Source organism: Pseudomonas sp. GW822-FHT02D10, from assembly GCF_058802345.1.
In genome coordinates, this window is the sequence record NZ_JBXAOB010000006.1 from 48,389 (window position 1) to 67,015 (window position 18,627).

Consider the following 18,627-nt stretch of genomic DNA (forward strand, 5'->3'; position numbering starts at 1 on the left):
GAAAGGGTGCGAATGACCGAACAACTCAAGGACGAACACCTGACTTTGATCAGTGGTCTAGTCACTCCTGAAATCGTAGTGGCTAGCACATCGGTTGAAGCTTTGCTGGCTGCCGAATCGATTCGTGGGAGCGATGGCAGTCTGATTGAAGGGCGTTTGAACATTCCCGAGTACCAGCGCCCGTATCGTTGGCAAATAAAGCATCTTCAACGCTTGCTGAATGATCTCACTGAATATTTTTCCCCTCCTGCAGATGCAACTCTCCCCCAGCATGATTTCTATCTGGGTAGCATTATCGTGCACAAGACTCGTGAGTCCTGGAGGCATAAAGAACAACTGAATATTATCGATGGCCAGCAACGTTTGATCAGCATGGCGTTGCTCGCCCATCTGCTTGGTGAGCGTACGCTGGCCAATGGTGTTTGGTTAGCTTCACCAGAGTCTCAAATGCGCGCCCAGCAGAATCTGCAGTGGCTTAAGCAGCAGGCCTTGCCAAAGGTAGACTTCTCCAAGGTGAACGTCACCTTGGTGGTGACACCGCACGAGGACGATGCTTACCGTTTTTTTGAAACTCAGAATACCGGTGGCGTCAGACTCAATGGTGCGGCGATTCTGAAAGCACATCATCTACGGATGGTGCCACAGGTTGATCAGGATAACTTTGCGAGGCGGTGGGAAGCGTGGGGTAACTTGAATGGCACGATGGATGCGGTGATGAAGGCGCGCCATTGGCAAGCACTCAGATGGCGTCCGCTATCCAGCCATCGCCAGCCTATTCAGGAGAGAGAGGAAATTGTCACTGAGCTTGCTGAGAGCACGGGGAGGGGAGCAGATGTGGCCTATCGCACCGCCAAAATCAGTCACTTCCTTGAAGACGAAGCGCATCAGGCGGTAATGCGAGGTTACGCAATGCGTCAGCCGCTGAACGCCGGTGTGAACGTCATTCAGTACTTCGACTACTTTCAGCAGTTGAGGCGAAATGTGCTACTCCAACGGGATGATGGCAGCCTTCAGTCCTTTCATCAGTTTTACGATGACTTGGTGAAAAAAGCCAACGGTAGCGAGTTTTTGCTCAGGCTTTTTGATTGCGCTGTGTTGTTGTACGTCAGTCAGTTTGGTCGACAGAGACTCATGGAAGCTGGGTATTGGCTATTCCGCGTGGTTTTTGCACCTCGGTTGATAAATGACAAAGCAGTGCGTGAGAGCACCGCGCAGAGTTTCGTCCATAAGAACCCTGTGTTGGACTGGATTGCGAGCAGTTTCACTCACGATGAGTTGGTGGCGACGTTGAAGAGATTCGAATGCCCAATATCCAATCGACTTGACGAAAACAGTGTGAAATTTCGGTTCGTGCGGGCAGTGCAGGAGTATTTTTCAATGCCATTGGCAAAGCCCGGTGAAGCCCTGCCGGACACCTACGACAAGGAGCTCAAGCAAGCTATCGGCCGGATGCTTGTGAAGCATTCCTTGAGCCAGGTAGGTGTCCTATGAGCACTAGCGTCCTTTCCTATGTCCAGGCACCTTCAGTGTTGTGTGACACGGACATTGCTCTGATCATTCCCAGCTATCAGCGTCCGTATGTATGGCCTAGCGAGGATGTGATTGCACTACTGGATCAGATCATTACTGCCCACGACACCAAGGCGCCTCACTACTACATTGGCACGGTATTGACCTCTGTTGTGACGTCACGGGTACCAAGTCATGCGCGTACTACTTATGAGGTCATCGACGGCCAGCAACGCATGACAACGTTGATGCTCCTGGCGCTCGCTCTCACTGCAGTTGTACCCGACAACGCTCTTGCGCAATTCGTCGTGCTTGATAAGAAGCCACGGCTCGTGTTCGCCATTCGCGATGAAGTCCAGCGGCTGTTTGGCGCCTGGGCCGGGCTTGAAGAGGAAGAGGGCCCTAGGAGATCGTCACCTGCAGACGAAGACTACCTCAAGCATCTGTCCGCAGCCCGGAAGGCTCTCGCGGATCACCTGGGCTCCTTGTTGAAGCAGAAGGATGAAGAGTATCTGGCGAGTATCGCTGACTACATCTTTTCGAAGGTGAGATGGGTCAATAACATCATGCCTAAGGGCATGGATTTGAATCGTCTTTTTTCCACCATGAACAACAGCGGTGTGCAGCTCGAGCAAAGCGACATTCTCAAGGCGCGTCTGTTGAGCAAAATCGAAAGATTGAAGCTGCGTTACGATGCGATTTGGCAAGCCTGCGAAAATATGGACGATTTTTTTGAGCGCAATCTACGACGGGTTTTCCCTGCCGCTGATTGGAAGCGTCTCAAGAATGAAGATCTAGCTGAGTATTGTGCTGAGACTTTTCCGCTTCAGCCTGTCACGTCCCAAGTTGGACAGGGTGTGAGCATTGCCCAGTTGGCCAAGCAACCAGTGCCAGTCAGCGGTGAGCCACAAGAGAAGGTGGAGCGTATCCGGTACTGCCGGCCCATTATCAGTTTCAGCTTGTTGTTGATGCACACCTTCCGTATCTATCAGCAAATGCATGGCGGTGAGGATGTCGAAGTTCGTCTGCATGACAGTCGGCTGAACGAGTATTTTGAAGACTTTATCGATAGCGCGGAGGCGAAGCAGGCTAAAGCCTTTATCGAGTGCTTGTGGCAGGTGAGATATCAGTTTGACCGTTGGGTGGTGAAATGGCTGCCGGAACCCGATAGCGATACCTGGTATCTACGTCAGACTAACGTCCAGCTAAAGCAGTCTGAGGAAGGGTACCGGCTTACTCGTACCCCTCTGGAGAGCAGCGATTTGAGCCAGCTCCAAAGTGTGCGAAATTTTACTGGCGAGCGGAGTGCGCAGTACTGGTTGACGCCATTCCTTGGAGAGTTGGTGGCCGGGACAGCCAGAACGCAAGCTCGCGTTGTCGCACTGTTGGAGCGCATTGATAACGAATTGTCACTAGCTGAAGACAGCCAGAAAGATGCCAGCTTCATGCTGCTGATGGGCGATCGTCCTGCTCAGCGAGACATTGGTAGTGTCCTTGAAGACTTGAACGTACCTCAAGGAACACGTTTTGAGCATTACTGGTTTCAGAAGCTCGAATACATTCTGTGGCGTGAGCGTGGCCGTTTCAATTTCTATGACTCAAAGAAATTGGGTGGCTATCGAGTGACGTCAAAGAATTCTGTAGAACACGTCCACCCAAGAAAGGAGGAGTTTGGCCGCCTCATGGATGCGAAGCATTTGGATAGTTTCGGCAATCTGGTGCTTTTAAGTCCTGGTGAGAATTCTTCCTATAGCAACCAGAGCGTTGGGAAGAAGCGAGAAGACTTCAAAGGCAAAAGTCGATACGACTCGCTCAAGCTCGCCCACATGTTCAATGCCAAGGCTGAGCGTGATTGGGATGAGACAGCGATTGAGGGGCATCAAAAAAAGATGCTGGGCTTGATCGCTAGCCATTATGGTCAAGGTCAGGATTGAAGGTTAGAACAACTGAAGCTCTGTGCGCGCCAAGCTGCATTGGAGCTTCGACTCTACGTACAGCTGGATGACTCACCGTTCCTTTCGAAACGGCGTATTGAAGACGGGAGCACCCTGATCGCGCTCCCGGAGGGGCCAGCTAAAATTTCTGCTGACTTTGATTCCATGCCTACCGTATACAAGGTGTGATTAGCTTTCGTCTCTCAGGGAGAAGTTAGCCATGTGCTCCAGACCCTTCACCAATGCCGAGTGATCCCAATTTTCCCCGCCCAGTGCTACGCAAGTGTTGAAAACTTGCTGAGCATTGGATGTGTTTGGCAGGTTGAGTCCTAGCTCTTTGGCACCTTGTAGTGCCAGGTTCAGGTCTTTCTGGTGCAGGCCGATTCGGAATCCAGGATCGAACGTTCCCTTGATCATCCGCTCAGCATGTACCTCAAGGATCTTTGAGGACGCGAAGCCTCCCATCAGCGCTTGTCGCACCATCGCAGGATCCGCACCGTTTTTTGCTGCGAACAGCAGGGCTTCACCCACTGCCTGAATGTTCAGCGCGACAATGATTTGGTTAGCGACTTTCGCAGTCTGGCCGTCACCGTTCCCGCCAACACGCGTAATGTTTTTCCCCATGATTTCGAACAAGGGAAGGGCGCGTTGGAATGTCTCTGGGCTTCCGCCCACCATGATGCTGAGAGTACCTGCCTTGGCTCCCACCTCGCCACCGGATACAGGAGCATCCAGGTAAGTCGCCTGAGTAGCATTGATCTTCTCAGCGAACACCTTGGTAGCTGACGGAGAGATGGAGCTCATATCGATGACTACTTTGTTAGGCCCGATACCCTCCGCCACGCCGTCTGCACCGAACAGCACTCCTTCTACCTGAGGAGTATCGGGCACCATCACAATGATGAACTCTGCTTCCTGAGCAACCTCTTTTGGGCTGGCCAGCGCAATGGCTCCGCCGGCGAGCAAGTCTGCCGGAGCGGAGCTGTGATGAGTTGAGAGATAGATCTTGTGGCCAGCCTTCTGCAGATTCAGAGCCATTGGACGGCCCATAATGCCTGTGCCGATAAAACCAATGTTCGCCATGTGGGTTGCCTCTTATCATTTCTGGAGCCACGTCCCTCATTGAGGGTGTGGCTGTATTGAAGGAATCGGAAAGCGCCTAAATGTGGCGATTCTTCAAACTACGTTGTGGGTCTTTAGCCAACTGAGACCGGCCTCGGTAGTCGTGAGCGGCTTGTACTCTGCACCGATCCAACCTTGGTAGCCGATACGAGTTAACCAATCGAACAGGAAGTGATAGTTGATCTCACCGGTGCCTGGTTCGTTGCGGCCGGGGTTGTCCGCCAGCTGGATATGGTTGATCAGCTTGAGGTTGCCTTCCATGGTGCGAGCCAAGTCACCTTCCATGATCTGCATGTGGTAAATGTCGTACTGCAGGAACAGGTTGGCGCTGCCGACTTCTGCCTGGATATCGAGGGCCTGTGCGGTAGTGTTCAGGTAGAAACCCGGGATGTCTCGCGTGTTGATCATTTCCATTACCAAGCGAATACCAGCCGCCTCGAGCTTGCTGGCGGCGAACTTGAGGTTTTCGACGAAGGTCTTGCGTACGGTGGCTAAGCCCATTCCCTGAGGATGAATGCCAGCCAAGCAATTGACTTGGGTGTTACCCAGAACCTTTGCGTACTCAATGGCCTTGTCGACGCCAGCACGGAATTCTTCCACTCGGTCGGGATGGCATGCGATGCCGCGCTCCCCCTTGGCCCAATCGCCAGCGGGGAGGTTGAACAGCACCTGAGTAAGGCCGTGAGCTTCGAGCTGCTGTTTAATCTCGGTGACACTGAAGTCATAGGGGAAGAGGTACTCGACTCCTTTGAATCCAGCATCAGATGCGGCTTTAAAACGAGCTAAAAACTCATGTTCGGTGAACAGCATCGAGAGGTTGGCGGCTATACGGAGCATGGGGCTTTCCTTCTGCTGAAAACTTAGTTTTGATTCAATGGCAGAATCGAAGTGGGGGCGTCATCGGCAGTAACCGCAAGCTCTTCGAATTCATTGATCGCATTGATTTCTGTACCCATAGCGATGTTAGTCACGCGCTCAAGAATGATCTCAACTACGACTGGAACGCGGAATTTTTCCGCCATCTGCTGAGCTTCCCGCAGTGCAGGAGCAATCTCCGAAGGCTCGTGTACGCGAATCGCTTTACAACCAAGTCCTTCCACAACGGCCACGTGATCTACGCCATAGCCATCGAGCTCCGGGGCATTGATATTTTCGAATGCCAGCTGAACACAGAAGTCCATCTCGAAACCGCGTTGCGCTTGGCGAATCAGGCCGAGATACGAGTTGTTCACCAATACGTGGACGTACGGCAGGTTGAACTGCGCACCCACCGCCAGTTCTTCGATCATGAACTGGAAGTCGTAGTCGCCTGACAGTGCGACAACCTTGCGAGTCGGGTCGGCCTTGACCACGCCCAGTGCAGCAGGAATCGTCCAGCCCAGCGGGCCGGCTTGGCCGCAGTTGATCCAGTGACGCGGCTTGTAGACGTGCAGGAACTGCGCGCCGGCAATCTGCGACAGACCGATGGTGCTGACGTAGCAAGTGTCCTTGCCGAACACCTGGTTCATCTCTTCGTAAACTCGTTGCGGCTTGACCGGTACATTGTCGAAGTGAGTCTTGCGTTGCAGGCTGGCTTTGCGCTGCTGGCAGTCTTGCAGCCAGGCGTTGCGGTTTTTCAGCTTGCCCGCGGCTTGCCATTCGCGAGCAACTTCGATGAACACGGTCAGCGCGGCAGCGGCGTCGGAAACGATGCCCAGATCCGGGGTGAACACGCGGCCGATCTGTGTGCCTTCGATGTCGACGTGAATGAACTTACGGCCTTCGGTGTAGACGTCGACCGAACCGGTGTGACGGTTGGCCCAACGGTTACCGATGCCCAGCACCACGTCGGATTTCAGCATCGTGGCATTGCCATACCGGTGCGAGGTTTGCAGACCGACCATGCCGACCATCAGCGGGTGATCGTCAGGGATGGTGCCCCAGCCCATCAGGGTAGGGATGACCGGGATGCCGGTCAGCTCGGCAAACTCCACGAGCAGGTCGCTAGCATCGGCATTGATGATGCCGCCACCGGCCACCAGCAATGGGCGCTCGGCTTGATCGAGAAGTGCCAGGGCTTTTTCTACTTGAACGCGGGTAGCGGCTGGCTTGGCCACTGGCAGCGGCTGGTAAGCGTCGATATCGAATTCAATTTCCGCCATCTGCACGTCGAACGGCAGGTCGATCAGCACCGGGCCTGGGCGGCCGGAGCGCATTTCATAGAAGGCTTTCTGGAACGCGTAAGGCACCTGGCCCGGTTCCAAAACGGTGGTTGCCCACTTAGTAACCGGTTTGACGATACTGGTGATGTCGACTGCCTGGAAGTCTTCCTTGTGCATACGGGCACGGGGTGCTTGGCCGGTGATGCAGAGAATCGGGATCGAGTCGGCCGAGGCGCTGTAGAGCCCGGTGACCATATCAGTACCGGCAGGGCCGGAAGTGCCGATGCACACGCCGATGTTGCCGGCCTTGGTGCGGGTGTAGCCCTCGGCCATGTGCGACGCGCCTTCAACGTGGCGGGCGAGGACGTGATCGATGCCGCCGACCTTTTGCAGGGCGGAGTACAGCGGGTTGATGGCGGCACCAGGGATGCCAAAAGCGGTATCAACCCCTTCACGGCGCATTACCAGAACGGCTGCGTCAATTGCTCTCATCTTCGGCATAGCAATTCCTCCGGAATAACAATATTTTTATACTGAATTCCAGTGTGGAGCAGCACGTGCAGGCCTTGAAGCCCCATAAATTAGTTTCTGCCGATATAAAAGGTATCGAATGGCGCGTCTAACAGAACTCCAAAGCTTCATTCAGATCGCCCAGAAAGGCAGTTTTGCTGCAGCGTCCCTCAGCGAGGGTGTCACCCCCGCGATGCTGGGAAGGAGGCTGGATTCGCTCGAGAAACGGCTGGGGGTAAAACTCATGCACAGGTCGACTCGAGGCCTGCATCTGACAGAGCTGGGAGAGCAGCTGCTGGAAAGGGCAAAGTATTTGGTGCGAGAGTTCGATGACATGGAGGCGAGCATCAGCAACAGCGCCAAGCTCGTCTCGGGCAACCTGCTAGTCTCTGCGCCTGCTGCATTTGGAAGGCTGCACGTAGCTCCTCATGCGCTGGGTTTCCATGAGAAATTTCCAAATCTCAAACTGTCTTTCAACCTCACGGATAGCCTTGTTGATTTGGTCGGGGAGGGCTACGACCTCAGCATTCGAATTGGCTGGGTAACCGACCCCAACTATGTCGCCGTAAAGCTATTTACCAACCGAAGAGTGGTGTGCGGTACGCCTGAGTATTTTGCTAAACATGGTCGGCCGACAACCTTGGAGGAGCTCTCAAATCACAACTGCCTGGCCTTCACATTACAGGGCGGTCAGCCGCGGGGATGGACGTTCCAAAGGGATGGAAAACAAATTGCTATGCGAGTGAATGGGAACCTGGCATGCAACGATGGTGAGTTACTTTTTTCTTGGATGAGGCAGGGGCTGGGAATTGGCTGGCGTTCAATCTGGGAGATTCGCAGAGAACTGGAGAGTGGCGAGCTTGTTACGGTATTGGATGAGTTCGCCTTGAATGACTACGACATCCAGGCGGTTTATCCTCAGCAGAGATTTCTGCCGGCGAAGGTCAGGCATTTTATAGACTACTTGAAGGGTGTTTATCAGCATCCTGATTACTGGCTGTGATGGCGCAGCTCAGCGTGAAAAGGGGGCGGTGATTAGCCGCCCCAGATTGTCACTTCAGCTGGAAGATAGCTTCGATCTCAACGGCCATACCCGATGGTAGGGAAGAGGCACCAGTTGCAATCCGGGCGTGTTGTCCCGAGGCTCCCAGTACTTTTGCTATGAGATCAGAGGCAGCATCGAGTACCTGAGAATGCGCGGTGAAGTCCTTTGCGCAATTGACCACGCCTGCCAACCTCACGGCCGTCACCACTTTGGATGGGTCGTCGCCAGTGGCTTGGGCTAGGTGGCCCAGAATGTTAAGCGCGCAAAGCTGCGCTGCTTCACGACCCTGCTCCACGGTCAGATCTCGACCAACCCGCCCGGAAAACTTGAGCTCACCATTTACGCGTGGCGCCTGCCCAGCAACGAACAGTAAGTCGCCGGCCTTGACCGCTGGGACGTAACTGCCGCAGGGAGCGTTGGAAAGCGGCAATTCCAGATTCAGCTCTTTAAGTGCTTCGGTAAAAGTGCGGTAACTCATTTGATCTGCCTCCAGTCGCCTTGATCGCCTTTCCAGTTAATTGAGTGCCCCATCGCACGCATGACGCTACCGCGCAGAGATCTCACCATTCCTTCGTACTCACGCATGGCGATGCCGTCGTGTGCCGGCTCAGGCCCCATGAACATTCCATCGACGCCACCGTGAGCAATGCAAAGTTCGGTGCTTCGCGTTTCAATCTCTGGCTCATGGAAAACAACTGGATTCTCGAGAAGAGCCGAAAGCGCTGCCACGATACCCGTAGCGCCCCAGTTGGAGATGTTCGAGATCACGAGCCAGTCTGCTGCTGTGACAGCGCCTACACCGCCACGTCCCGGGGTTCCGCAATCCACAGCTTTTGGTGAGAAGGTCGGGAGTTCCTTAGCGATTACGCCCATGCCCAGTTCATTGCCACCGTCTCCAATGCCAAGCGTCATGATTCCGCGAGATTTCGCCTTGTTGAACAAGTAATCAAGGTCACCAACCATGCCATCCAATGGTCGGCCACCGAGGCCGTGGTAAAGGCCGTTCGAGTTACAGCCAGGACGCTCGATCGAAAGCAGCAGGGAAGGTTGCGTAATGTCTAGCAGGTTATCCGCAGCTCGATGGCAGGCGTTTTTCTCCTTCGAAACCGGTTTGATATAGATCGGGCGTAGATACTCAATAACTTCGGCCTTTCCGGAGGCCGGCAGCAGTCGTGGGGCCAGCCCCGCGCCTCGACATGTGGCCTCCATCATCTCGACCCAATCTTCGTCGATCACAATCACGGTCATTACACCGAGACCCAGAAACAACGCTCGGGCAAGGAGAGCTGCGCCAATGGGGCCATCAGTCTCGGGAACACCGCCACCTTCGGGGAAGCCCGTAGCAATAACGATCGGCTGATTTGGCTTAGAGCGTGCAGCCTCCACCAAGCGTTCTGCAGCACCCATGCAGCAATAACCAGGTTGGTTTTTCTGCAACGCGGCATACAGATTCGAAATCAGACCGACGCCTGTGAAGTCGATCTTCATGAATTCATCGATGGTCTGTGACACTCGCTGATAGCGTGCACTTTCAGGCTTTAACATTTCTTCTAATCCCTTTCGCGGTTAGAGAGGACATTGGCATTACTGGGCGGTCAGGATTTCGGCGTAGAGCTCGGGATCGACATTGCCGCCACTCAGGACAATCATGGTCGTCCGATCGCGTGTTTGAATGCGTTGTTCAAGGGCTGCTGCCAAGCCAACAGCACCACCTGGCTCGAGTACCAACTTCAGTTTGTCGTAGGCGACCCGCATGGCTTTGCGCACCTCGTCGTCACTGACAACCAGGCTACCGGCCAGAAGTCGGCGGTTGATGTCGAATGTCAGCTCACCTGGAGTGACTACCTGCAATGCATCACAGATGGATTTAGCATCGGGAGCGTTACGCTCGCGCTTACCGCTTGCGAGAGAGCGAGCGAGTTCATCGAAGCCTTGAGGCTCAACTGCATAGACTTGAGTCCGCGAACTCTTCGCACGAACTGCGGTTGCTAGACCGGCAATAAGGCCACCACCACTGCAGGCGGCAAGGACGCTGTCGGCTTCGATTCCGAATGCGTCCAGGTCTTCCATGATCTCCAGGCCGACGGTACCTTGCCCTGCGATGACGTAAGGATCATCGTACGGAGGAACAATCGTTGCTCCGGTTCGGTTAGCTATTTCCGCGCCGATCGCCTCACGGTCGTCTTTTTTACGATCGTAAAGAATTACTGTCGCACCATTGGCTCTTGCACCCTTTACCTTGGCTTGAGGGGCGTCTGCCGGCATGATGATGGTGGCGGGTATTCCCAGGATCCGAGCTACTTCAGAGGTTGCAAGCGCGTGATTCCCTGACGAAAAGGCTACGACTCCAGCGCGTTGTTGTTCTGGAAACAGCTGAAGCAGTCGGTTGCACGCACCACGAAACTTAAAGGATGCCGTTCGTTGCAAGACTTCAGGTTTGAAAATCAGGCGGCCACCAACAATCTCATTGAGTTCTCGGTTTTCCAAGAGCGGGGTGCGGATTGCGAAGCCCTTAATCCGATGAGCTGCCTCCTGGATGTCATTGAGCGTAGGAGGGACTGGTCGTGCGCCTTTTTCGATACTGGACATATTGGTTTCCAAGTGTTGATGGCATTTCTGTTAACTCTGCGTCGAGTGTATGAACAGGCTAAGAATTCTGTAAATTCAGAAATACTAAGTGTTCCTGTTAAGCAAAATTGAACAGCTGCTGGAGAAGTAAAGTGAACATTAAGCTGTTAGAAACTTTTGTTGAGCTCGCGCATATGCCGCACCTGAGGAAATTAGCGGATCGGTTGCATGCAACTCCTTCTGCTTTGTCTATGCGTGTTAAGAGTCTTGAGGAACAGCTGGGTGTCGAACTCTTCACTTCTGATCACAAAGTACTCGTGCTAACGGATGTCGGACGGCGTCTACTTCCTTATGCAGAAGCAGCTATTTCGGCGTTGAATGAGTTTCGAACTGCGGCGTTAGAAGCGAATGAGGTGGGCGGGGTCGTTAGAGTTGGTCTGATTGAAGCTGCGGTTTATACGCTTTTGCCTGAGCTAGTGAAACGAATTGAGGCAGAATTCAAAAAAATTTCGGTTAGTTGGGTGGTGGGGCTCACCGCGGATCTGCTCGAGCAACTCAATAGGGGAGAGCTTGATTTAGTGTTGTCCCTGGATCGACAACCTCAAAACCCCTATGCGATTTCAGAAAAAATGATTTCACTAGAAACCAACTGGGTGGCGAAGGCTGGGCTGATTAAAGAGATGAGGGATGAGTCGTCGATTTTTGCTTACCAGATTTTGACACCGATGAGCAATACCGCACCGCACGATGAAGCCACACGTACCGTCCAGCGTATGGCATTCAAATACGGTATCAATCCAACAGAAATTCAGCTTTCCAGCACGCCCTCCATTTCTGCTTTGATCGCCCTCATTCGCAATGGCATCGGGGTTGGAGTAATCCCGGCATTGCTGGTTGCCGAGGAGCTTGGGCGCGGCGAACTCGAGATCCTGCCGGTCACACCGCCTCCGCCCATGGTGGTGTACAGATGGCACATGAACAACGCCTCTCCTGCCACTCTAAGGATGGTAAGCCTTGCTTCAGAGGTTGCCACCAATCTAGCTGAAGGCACATGTAGCGAGGTTGTCGCCGGGATGTCGGGCGACTGAGTAGAAGCGAGGAAGGCTTGCTAACCTAAGGTTGATAGCGGCATCCCCGTTGACTGATAAAATCTGATTATCAGTTGAAATCGTTAATGAAAATTTGACGTTATCGGTAGCCGGCGCGACGATGATCCACAGCGCGATGAGCACGCTCAACATGATGTTGAATGTTGATTGGATCACTGGATTTTTTTCACGGATTGCCAGTGAACAATAACGAGTTGTGTGCACTAAGCCGAGTATCCAAAAAATAACAAAAGCTGTGGCGTATGGCCGCGAGTAATAACTTTACACTGTCTATTACCAAGGTTTTTCGCCCACTATTTCGCAGGAGAAAGGAAATGGCTATAAATATCGGTGCTGCTGAGGGCCTCGGCGAAACCGTTACCCCCCAGAAGAAATTATCAGGGAATATGGGAGCTTTAAGCTTGGCGATGACGGTCTTGGCGTTCTCGGCGCCACTGACTACGGTGGCTGGATATATACCTGTATCTTTAATGTTTGGTGGAGTGGGTAGCCCACTACTTTTCGTTTTTGTTTCGGTGATGATGTTACTGTTTGGTATTGGTTACATTACATTGAATAATGCTGTGAAGCGTTCCGGGGACTTTTATTCATTTATTAGCTATGGGTTAGGTAAATCGGCAGGGCTTGGCGCTGGTTTGACGGCTGCAGTCTCATATTTTGTGCTGCTTGCTGGTGTTACTTCATATTTTGGTGTTTCATGCACTGAACTTCAAACAACTTTAACCGGCTCGGCATTTCCCTGGTATGTGTACGCGCTAAGTTGTTGGGCGGTAGTTGGTATTCTTGGCTATCTGCATGTTGAGTTATCAGCCAAGGTACTGTTGTGGGTAATGTTGGCCGAAATTGTAGTTTGCTTGGGCTTCTCATTCGGTGTGCTGCAGGTAGGTGGCGATAACACTCTGACTGCAATGGCACCATTCTCTACAAGTGAGCTTTCTAAGCCGGGCGTCAACATTCCATTCTCTATGCTGTTTGTTGTGTCTTTCTTCATGGGCTTCGAGGCGACAGCTCTTTATCGTGATGAGGTAAAGGATCCCGATAAGACCATTCCTCGTGCAACCTATGGTTCCATCCTGTTTATCGGAGCCATGTATACCATCTGCGTATATGCACTGATCATGGCCTATGGCCCAAGCGCTCAGGCTGTTGCAACCGACTCCCCGGCTACGATGTTTTCCAACGCCTTTGGTAAATTCATTGATCCTCGGCTCCAGATGATAGTCACTGTCCTAGTCCTCTCATCGGCTTTCGCTTCCGCGCTGTCGACTCATAACGTTCTGACTCGTTACCTCTTTAATTTGGGAACAGATGGTGCACTGCCTAAGCCGTTAAGCAGAATCCACGTTAAGCACGGCTCGCCTTTCGCTTCTTCAATGGCAGTCTCCATTATGGTGCTCCTGGTACTGTTTCCATTCATTGTCATTGGGGCAAAGCCTGAGCTGCTCTATGGCCAACTTTCTGGTGTGGGAACCTCGGGTGTCATCATTTTGATGACTGTGGTCAACCTGTCCTCCCTGACGTGGTACCTGCGTAAAGGTCGGTACGAAGGCATCAGTTTCGCAAAAGCATTTTTGGCTCCAGCAATCTCGTCGGTATTCTTCATCGGTCTCGTTGGTCTGGTTGCCTACCGCTTTGATCTGTTGGTAGGTGGAGAGCCTGGAGAACGCACCTGGTTGCTGTATTGCTTGGTAGGTGTACTTTTTGCGGGCATGGCGCTTGCTCAATACTTCAAGCGCAATCGTCCAGCAGTTTATGAAAGGTTGGGTCGTAGTCATCCATGATCCTAGTCAAATTGCAGCCTAAGCAGGCGGCGTAAAACTAGCGACCTACGCGATGTAAAAAATGCTCCATATCGAAAGGTATGGAGCATTTCCGTTGTGGATTCCCTCGTTGTGCGGACAGTCACAGAAATCCCGGTTATGAGCGAGCCCGTCGCATTGTCGTTTTGGGCAGTCGCTGTCCTAATGGAAGCTGGGTATGGCTTCTCCTATTCTGAAACCCACTCGCAAGAATATCAGCACCTACCACTGATGCATGGGCACCGCCATGTTCCCAATGGTGCCACCATCACGTTTATTCGTTTGAGTGGAATGGGGTAGGGGCACGTCCATACTCATTAACATGCGCTGATCTGACTCAGCCATCCACGCTTTCCGGGTGAGTAATTGCGCGGACTTACCCATCCATTTGCATTCGACCTGACCCGTCATTTGCATCGGATTTGACCAGGACGGTTCGTGCATATTATCGGCAGAAAATGACCTAAAGATGCCTTTCGAGGAAGGCAGCTTACTGCCAGAGATAGCCACGCACCTCTATGGTCATACCGTTTTGCAGGTCAACCAGGCACCCCAGAACAGGCTGCTGAAGAAGCGGGTAGCGTTCCCGAATCCGGCGTCATGCAATAGCTTCTGAACTGCCTCCTCGGAATGTGGAGGATCAGCGCCCTGAAGGATTTTCCCTAGCTTGAACTTCACTTCATCCGGGCTGGCTCCATGCTGTCGCCATCGCTGCCCCCAGGCTGCCAGCAGTAACGGCTGACTGGCGTAAGAATATTGATTCCCCGCGACAATCAGCGGTGCACCCGGTTTTAGATGAGCCCGAACGGATCGTAGAATTTGTCGCTTGATATCATCCCCTTCGAGATGATGGAGTACTCCGATAAGTGTGGCTGCGTCGTAAGACTCGTCTGCTACCAGGTCTTCAACATATCCAAGAAGCATTACCGTTCTTTCAAGCAAGTTGTTTGCCTCTAACTGCGGCTTCGCTGCCTCTAGCATCGGCCTGGATGGATCAACTGCAGTGAAGCGCCACCCGGGCTCAAGCTTGGCCATAGAAATGATCTCCTGCGCTGTACCACCAGCGCCCACCACCAGTATTTTTGCCGATTTTGTTTCTCTGAGGCTCGCCGCCAGCATGCACGCCGCTCCTTTGCACGCTGCTACGTGAAATCCGAGTTATGAAACTTCTGCGCAAAACACAGGTTTCAATCTCAGTCGCGTACTTTTTTGCGGTGAGCACCGAAGCCTACTTTTTCAACAGAATCGGCTGGCAGGCTGGATAGATCGTTAGATTTGAGTCGCCACCGTATGTTTTTGGGCTGTTCGCTGCCGCTCATGGTGACAAAGCGTACTGGTCAAATCCGATGCAATCGCTGGTCAGAACGAATGCAAACGACTGGTCAGGTGAAGCGCAATTTCGCACCGGACGCCCATCACAGGCGAACCCATTAGTCGCTGGTTTAAAGCGCCCACGGTGGGGGTTTGGATGGGGGCGTAGCAGGGGAGTAGCGTGCGCCGACTTGACCTTACTAAACTCTGGGCACATCCACTGATGGTTGGGAGTTGACCAATTTCACTGGCACGTTGAACTGGCAGCCGCGTCAGCACATCATCAAGATACGCATAGCGGCTTAGTTTTCATGAGGGTCAAGAGCGTCGTTCTTGGCAGCTCTTAATAGGTCTCTATACTCGCCAGTAAGCAGCTGCCACCTTTTGCGCGAGCTGGGCCACGATGCGGTTCAGAGGCATATCGGCGCGTTCGGTGAAACTCGCTGTGAAGGACATAACAGGCATCTCGTAGGACGTCTCAATAACGTGCAACTTTCCGCTAGCAATTTCTTCAGGCACAACATGTTCAGGGATCGCGGCGATGCCTATGCCATCAATGGCCATACGGACGATCGAAGAAAGGGAGGAGTTCGAGAATAGCCTTGCTTTATGGACTCCTTCGCGCGCAAACATCTCTTTGAGCTGCCAATAGGGGCGAGTGCTCCTCGCAAACGTGATGATCGGATATGCGGCCAACTCGGACAGACTTGGAGGATCGCTGGTAATTTCTAGATCAGGAGATTTTATCCAGCTTATCGGATAATTGCAGAGAGGGAGGTTTTCCGTATTACCAGCATTAACTGGGCCCATGAGCAGTGCAATATCTAGTGTGCAATCTGTCAGCCCCGCAGTCATGCTGGCGGTACTGTCTACCACAACATCTAATGTGATTTCTGGGTACTCTTGATTAAGTAGCTTGAGAAGGTCAGATAGCCAAGTGTGGACGATCGTATCTGATGCGCCCAGGCTCACCGTGCCACTTAAGCCTTTTCTCCCCGCGACCGCTTCTACCATCTCTGTCTCAAGAGCAAGCATGCGTTCCGCATAATTGAGTAATTCGCGCCCTTGCGTCGTCAGATAGCAACCGCGTTTATCTCGTTCAAATAAGCGCCCCTTGAGCTGCTGTTCCAGCTGTGCAATGCGAGCTGAGACGGCTGGCTGTGAGGTATGCAATTTCTCTGCTGCTTTGTGGAAACCGCCGAGCAGTGCGACTGCATGGAAGGTTTGTAGGCTTCTTAGATCGATCATGGCTGGCCTCTTGTTTGCTGTCGCCTGGCCTGCAGGTGCCGGAGTAGACACGTTACATCAAAATGGCTGGGGAGTGTCTACCTACGCGAAGCTTACAGCACTCCTTTCCCTTGAGAAGCGTGTGATAGGTGCACGTTATCTGAGGCAATCCATAATCGCAATTGGACGTTATCAGTCTTCCGAGCGAGGATTGATAACAAGAGGCAGGTGGCCGGAAGCGTGCTCGTATTGCTCCTCATGCGTCTGATTGATGAGAGTTTTAGGACATTTCCGGCAGTTGCCAAACTAGAAGAAGTATAAGTAACCAAGTATTCAAATGAGGAGAAGTGGAATGTTCTCGCTACATTTGCCCCGCGAGCGACTGCTCGAAGCATACAGAACTATGCAGACCATCCGTTCTTTTGAAGAGCGCGTCATCACTGAGATGGGGACTGGGGATATTCCTGGAAGTACCCATCTCTATGCAGGCCAAGAGGCAAGCGCTGTAGGCGTCTGTATGCATCTGACGGATGAGGACTATATCTCCTCGACTCACCGTGGCCATGGTCATTGCATTGCCAAAGGGTGCGATATCAACGCGATGATGGCTGAGCTGTTTGGCCGCGTAACAGGTACTTGCGGTGGTAAGGGTGGCTCTCAGCATATTGCCGATCTGCGCAAGGGAATGTTGGGTGCTAACGGTATTGTGGCTGGCGGTGCGCCAATTACCTGCGGAGCGGCACTCAGCGCGAAACTGAGGAAGACCGATCGCGTAGCTATCGCTTTTGCCGGTGACGGAGCCATGAACGAAGGCGCGATGGCCGAAAGTCTCAACCTAGCTAAGATCTGGATGCTTCCCATCATTTTCGTTATTGAAGACAACGGATTTGGTGAGGCTACAGCGAACGAGTTCGTTTCGGCCGGTAGTTTCGTGCGCCGTGCTGAGGGGTATGACATTCCATCTGCGGAGGTTGATGGAACAGACGTGTTCAAGGTCTATACCGCCGCCGGTGAAGCCATCGAGCGAGCACGTGCAGGTGGCGGGCCGTCGCTACTCCATGTCCATGTTCCTCGATACTACGGCCACTACAGTGGAGATCCGGATACTTACCGTACTCCTGAAGAAAAGAAAATCATGCGTCAGGAACAAGATTGCTTAATCAAGTTCCGCAACAAAGTTTCTGTTGAGGATCTTGTTAAAGGTTCTGCGCTTGAGGCAATTGATGCAGAGGTAATCGCTGCTGTCGATGAGTCTGTGAAATTCGCTCGTAACTCGGAATTCCCACCGGCATCTGCACTAACCACTGACGTCTACGTGAAGTACGTGTAAGGAGCGCTTCAATGGCTAAAATTTCTTTCCGTCAGGCGTTGAACGATGCTCTCCGCCTGGAAATGGCTCGCGACCCACGTGTGATCATGATGGGTGAAGACCTGACTGGTGGTGCCGGTGGCAATGGTGTCAAGGATGCTTGGGGTGGCGCCTTCGGTGTGACGCGTGGTCTGCTTGGTGAATTCGGCCCCGAGCGAATTCGCGATACCCCGATCAGTGAAACTGCTTTCATCGGCGCTGCGGCAGGCGCGGCTCTGACTGGTATGCGCCCCGTCGCGGAACTGATGTTTGTGGACTTCGCGGGCGTTTGTTTAGACCAAATCGTCAACCAGATCGCGAAGTTTCGATACATGTTCGGTGGTCGCGCCCGAACTCCGTTGGTGATCCGAGCTACCTACGGGGCCGGTACTCGCTCTGCAGCACAGCATACCCAGGCGTTCTACCCGATTTTCACGCACTTTCCAGGGTTGAAAGTTGTTATACCGTCGAACCCTTACGATGCTAAAGGCTTGTTGCTTCAAGCTATGCGTGACGATGACCCAGTCATTTTCCTAGAGAACAAGATGCTGTACGACACCATGGGTGAAGTGCCCGATGGTTCGTACACCGTGCCGTTTGGTGAAGCCAAAGTCGTGCGCGATGGTAAGGATGTGATGATCGTTGCCATCGGTCGGATGGTTAAAATTGCAGAAGAAGCTGCTCGGAAACTTCAGGCGGATGGCATTTCTGCATGTGTGATTGATCCTCGTACCACTTCGCCCCTCGATGAAGACACGCTGATCGAGTTTGCCGAGGAGATCGGTCGAGTCGTCATTGTTGACGAGGCCACTCCCCGCTGTGGTATGGCAGCTGACATTTCCGCAATGCTCGCTGATAAATGCTTCGACTCGCTTCGTGCGCCTATCAAAATGGTTACTGCGCCTCATACGCCTGTCCCCTACGCCCCCAACCTTGAAGACCTTTATGTGCCAAATGCGGACGCGGTCATCAAGGCGGTCAAGTCGATCATCGAGAGGTAAGAG

Annotated in this window: 14 protein-coding genes and 1 pseudogene; 7 read left to right on the forward strand and 8 right to left on the reverse strand. The window is 53.0% G+C overall.

The annotated features are described in order from the left end of the window. The first annotated feature begins 12 nt into the window (after positions 1-12). Both AC1RPZ_RS11810 and AC1RPZ_RS11815 read left to right on the forward strand, forming a co-directional pair. A complete protein-coding gene (locus AC1RPZ_RS11810) occupies positions 13-1,491 on the forward strand; it encodes a DUF262 domain-containing protein (protein ID WP_493137208.1) in 1,479 nt (492 codons plus the stop codon). Then, positions 1,488-3,443: a DUF262 domain-containing protein gene (locus tag AC1RPZ_RS11815; RefSeq protein ID WP_493137209.1), complete on the forward strand. Its 1,956-nt coding sequence runs from the start codon at positions 1,488-1,490 to the stop codon at positions 3,441-3,443. The genes AC1RPZ_RS11810 and AC1RPZ_RS11815 overlap by 4 nt, the downstream gene beginning before the upstream one ends. A 189-nt stretch (positions 3,444-3,632) precedes the next feature. Here the strand turns inward: AC1RPZ_RS11815 and AC1RPZ_RS11820 are convergent, their stop codons facing one another. From AC1RPZ_RS11820 to gcl, 3 genes are all read right to left on the reverse strand, one after another. Beyond that, positions 3,633-4,526 carry a 2-hydroxy-3-oxopropionate reductase gene (locus tag AC1RPZ_RS11820; protein WP_223545227.1) on the reverse strand — a complete coding sequence of 298 codons (894 nt, stop codon included), beginning with the start codon at positions 4,524-4,526 and terminating at the stop codon, positions 3,633-3,635. A 93-nt stretch (positions 4,527-4,619) separates the two neighbouring features. Further along, positions 4,620-5,402 carry a hydroxypyruvate isomerase gene (hyi, locus tag AC1RPZ_RS11825; protein ID WP_493137210.1) on the reverse strand — a complete coding sequence of 261 codons (783 nt, stop codon included), beginning with the start codon at positions 5,400-5,402 and terminating at the stop codon, positions 4,620-4,622. A gap of 23 nt (positions 5,403-5,425) precedes the next feature. After that, a complete protein-coding gene (gene gcl / locus AC1RPZ_RS11830; protein WP_493137211.1) occupies positions 5,426-7,207 on the reverse strand; it encodes a glyoxylate carboligase in 1,782 nt (593 codons plus the stop codon). A 109-nt stretch (positions 7,208-7,316) separates the two neighbouring features. On the opposite strand from gcl, the gene AC1RPZ_RS11835 reads away from it, so the two are divergent. Then, complete coding sequence (locus AC1RPZ_RS11835) at positions 7,317-8,219, forward strand: LysR family transcriptional regulator (RefSeq protein WP_223545226.1); 903 nt, start codon at positions 7,317-7,319, stop codon at positions 8,217-8,219. 49 nt (positions 8,220-8,268) lie between these two features. On the opposite strand, the gene AC1RPZ_RS11840 is transcribed toward AC1RPZ_RS11835, so the two are convergent. The 3 genes from AC1RPZ_RS11840 to AC1RPZ_RS11850 are packed head-to-tail and all read right to left on the reverse strand — an operon-like array spanning position 8,269 to position 10,850. Continuing rightward, the gene (locus tag AC1RPZ_RS11840; protein ID WP_493137212.1) at positions 8,269-8,739 is read right to left on the reverse strand and encodes a RidA family protein; all 471 of its coding nucleotides are present in this window, start codon (positions 8,737-8,739) and stop codon (positions 8,269-8,271) included. Continuing rightward, complete coding sequence (locus tag AC1RPZ_RS11845; protein ID WP_493137213.1) at positions 8,736-9,806, reverse strand: glutamate cyclase domain-containing protein; 1,071 nt, start codon at positions 9,804-9,806, stop codon at positions 8,736-8,738. The genes AC1RPZ_RS11840 and AC1RPZ_RS11845 overlap by 4 nt, the downstream gene beginning before the upstream one ends. A 39-nt stretch (positions 9,807-9,845) precedes the next feature. Then, positions 9,846-10,850: a threonine ammonia-lyase gene (locus tag AC1RPZ_RS11850; protein ID WP_493137214.1), complete on the reverse strand. Its 1,005-nt coding sequence runs from the start codon at positions 10,848-10,850 to the stop codon at positions 9,846-9,848. Positions 10,851-10,981: 131 nt separating this feature from the next. Here AC1RPZ_RS11850 and AC1RPZ_RS11855 point away from each other — a divergent pair, with 131 nt between their 5' ends. Then, complete coding sequence (locus AC1RPZ_RS11855) at positions 10,982-11,917, forward strand: LysR family transcriptional regulator (RefSeq protein ID WP_493137215.1); 936 nt, start codon at positions 10,982-10,984, stop codon at positions 11,915-11,917. Between the two features lie 335 nt (positions 11,918-12,252). Next, positions 12,253-13,719: an APC family permease gene (locus AC1RPZ_RS11860; protein ID WP_493137216.1), complete on the forward strand. Its 1,467-nt coding sequence runs from the start codon at positions 12,253-12,255 to the stop codon at positions 13,717-13,719. Between the two features lie 540 nt (positions 13,720-14,259). Here AC1RPZ_RS11860 and AC1RPZ_RS11865 read toward each other — a convergent pair. After that, a pseudogene (locus tag AC1RPZ_RS11865) lies at positions 14,260-14,877 on the reverse strand (class I SAM-dependent methyltransferase); the annotation flags it as partial. Positions 14,878-15,402: 525 nt separating this feature from the next. Further along, positions 15,403-16,296 (reverse strand): LysR family transcriptional regulator, encoded by an 894-nt coding sequence (locus AC1RPZ_RS11870; RefSeq protein WP_493137217.1) that lies wholly within the window; start codon positions 16,294-16,296, stop codon positions 15,403-15,405. 331 nt (positions 16,297-16,627) lie between these two features. Between AC1RPZ_RS11870 and AC1RPZ_RS11875 the strand changes: the two genes are divergently transcribed. Both AC1RPZ_RS11875 and AC1RPZ_RS11880 read left to right on the forward strand, forming a co-directional pair. Then, positions 16,628-17,605 carry a thiamine pyrophosphate-dependent dehydrogenase E1 component subunit alpha gene (locus AC1RPZ_RS11875; RefSeq protein WP_493137218.1) on the forward strand — a complete coding sequence of 326 codons (978 nt, stop codon included), beginning with the start codon at positions 16,628-16,630 and terminating at the stop codon, positions 17,603-17,605. An 11-nt stretch (positions 17,606-17,616) separates the two neighbouring features. Continuing rightward, positions 17,617-18,624, forward strand: a complete 1,008-nt coding sequence (locus AC1RPZ_RS11880; protein WP_493137219.1) for an alpha-ketoacid dehydrogenase subunit beta — start codon at positions 17,617-17,619, stop codon at positions 18,622-18,624. The last annotated feature ends 3 nt before the right edge of the window (positions 18,625-18,627 follow it).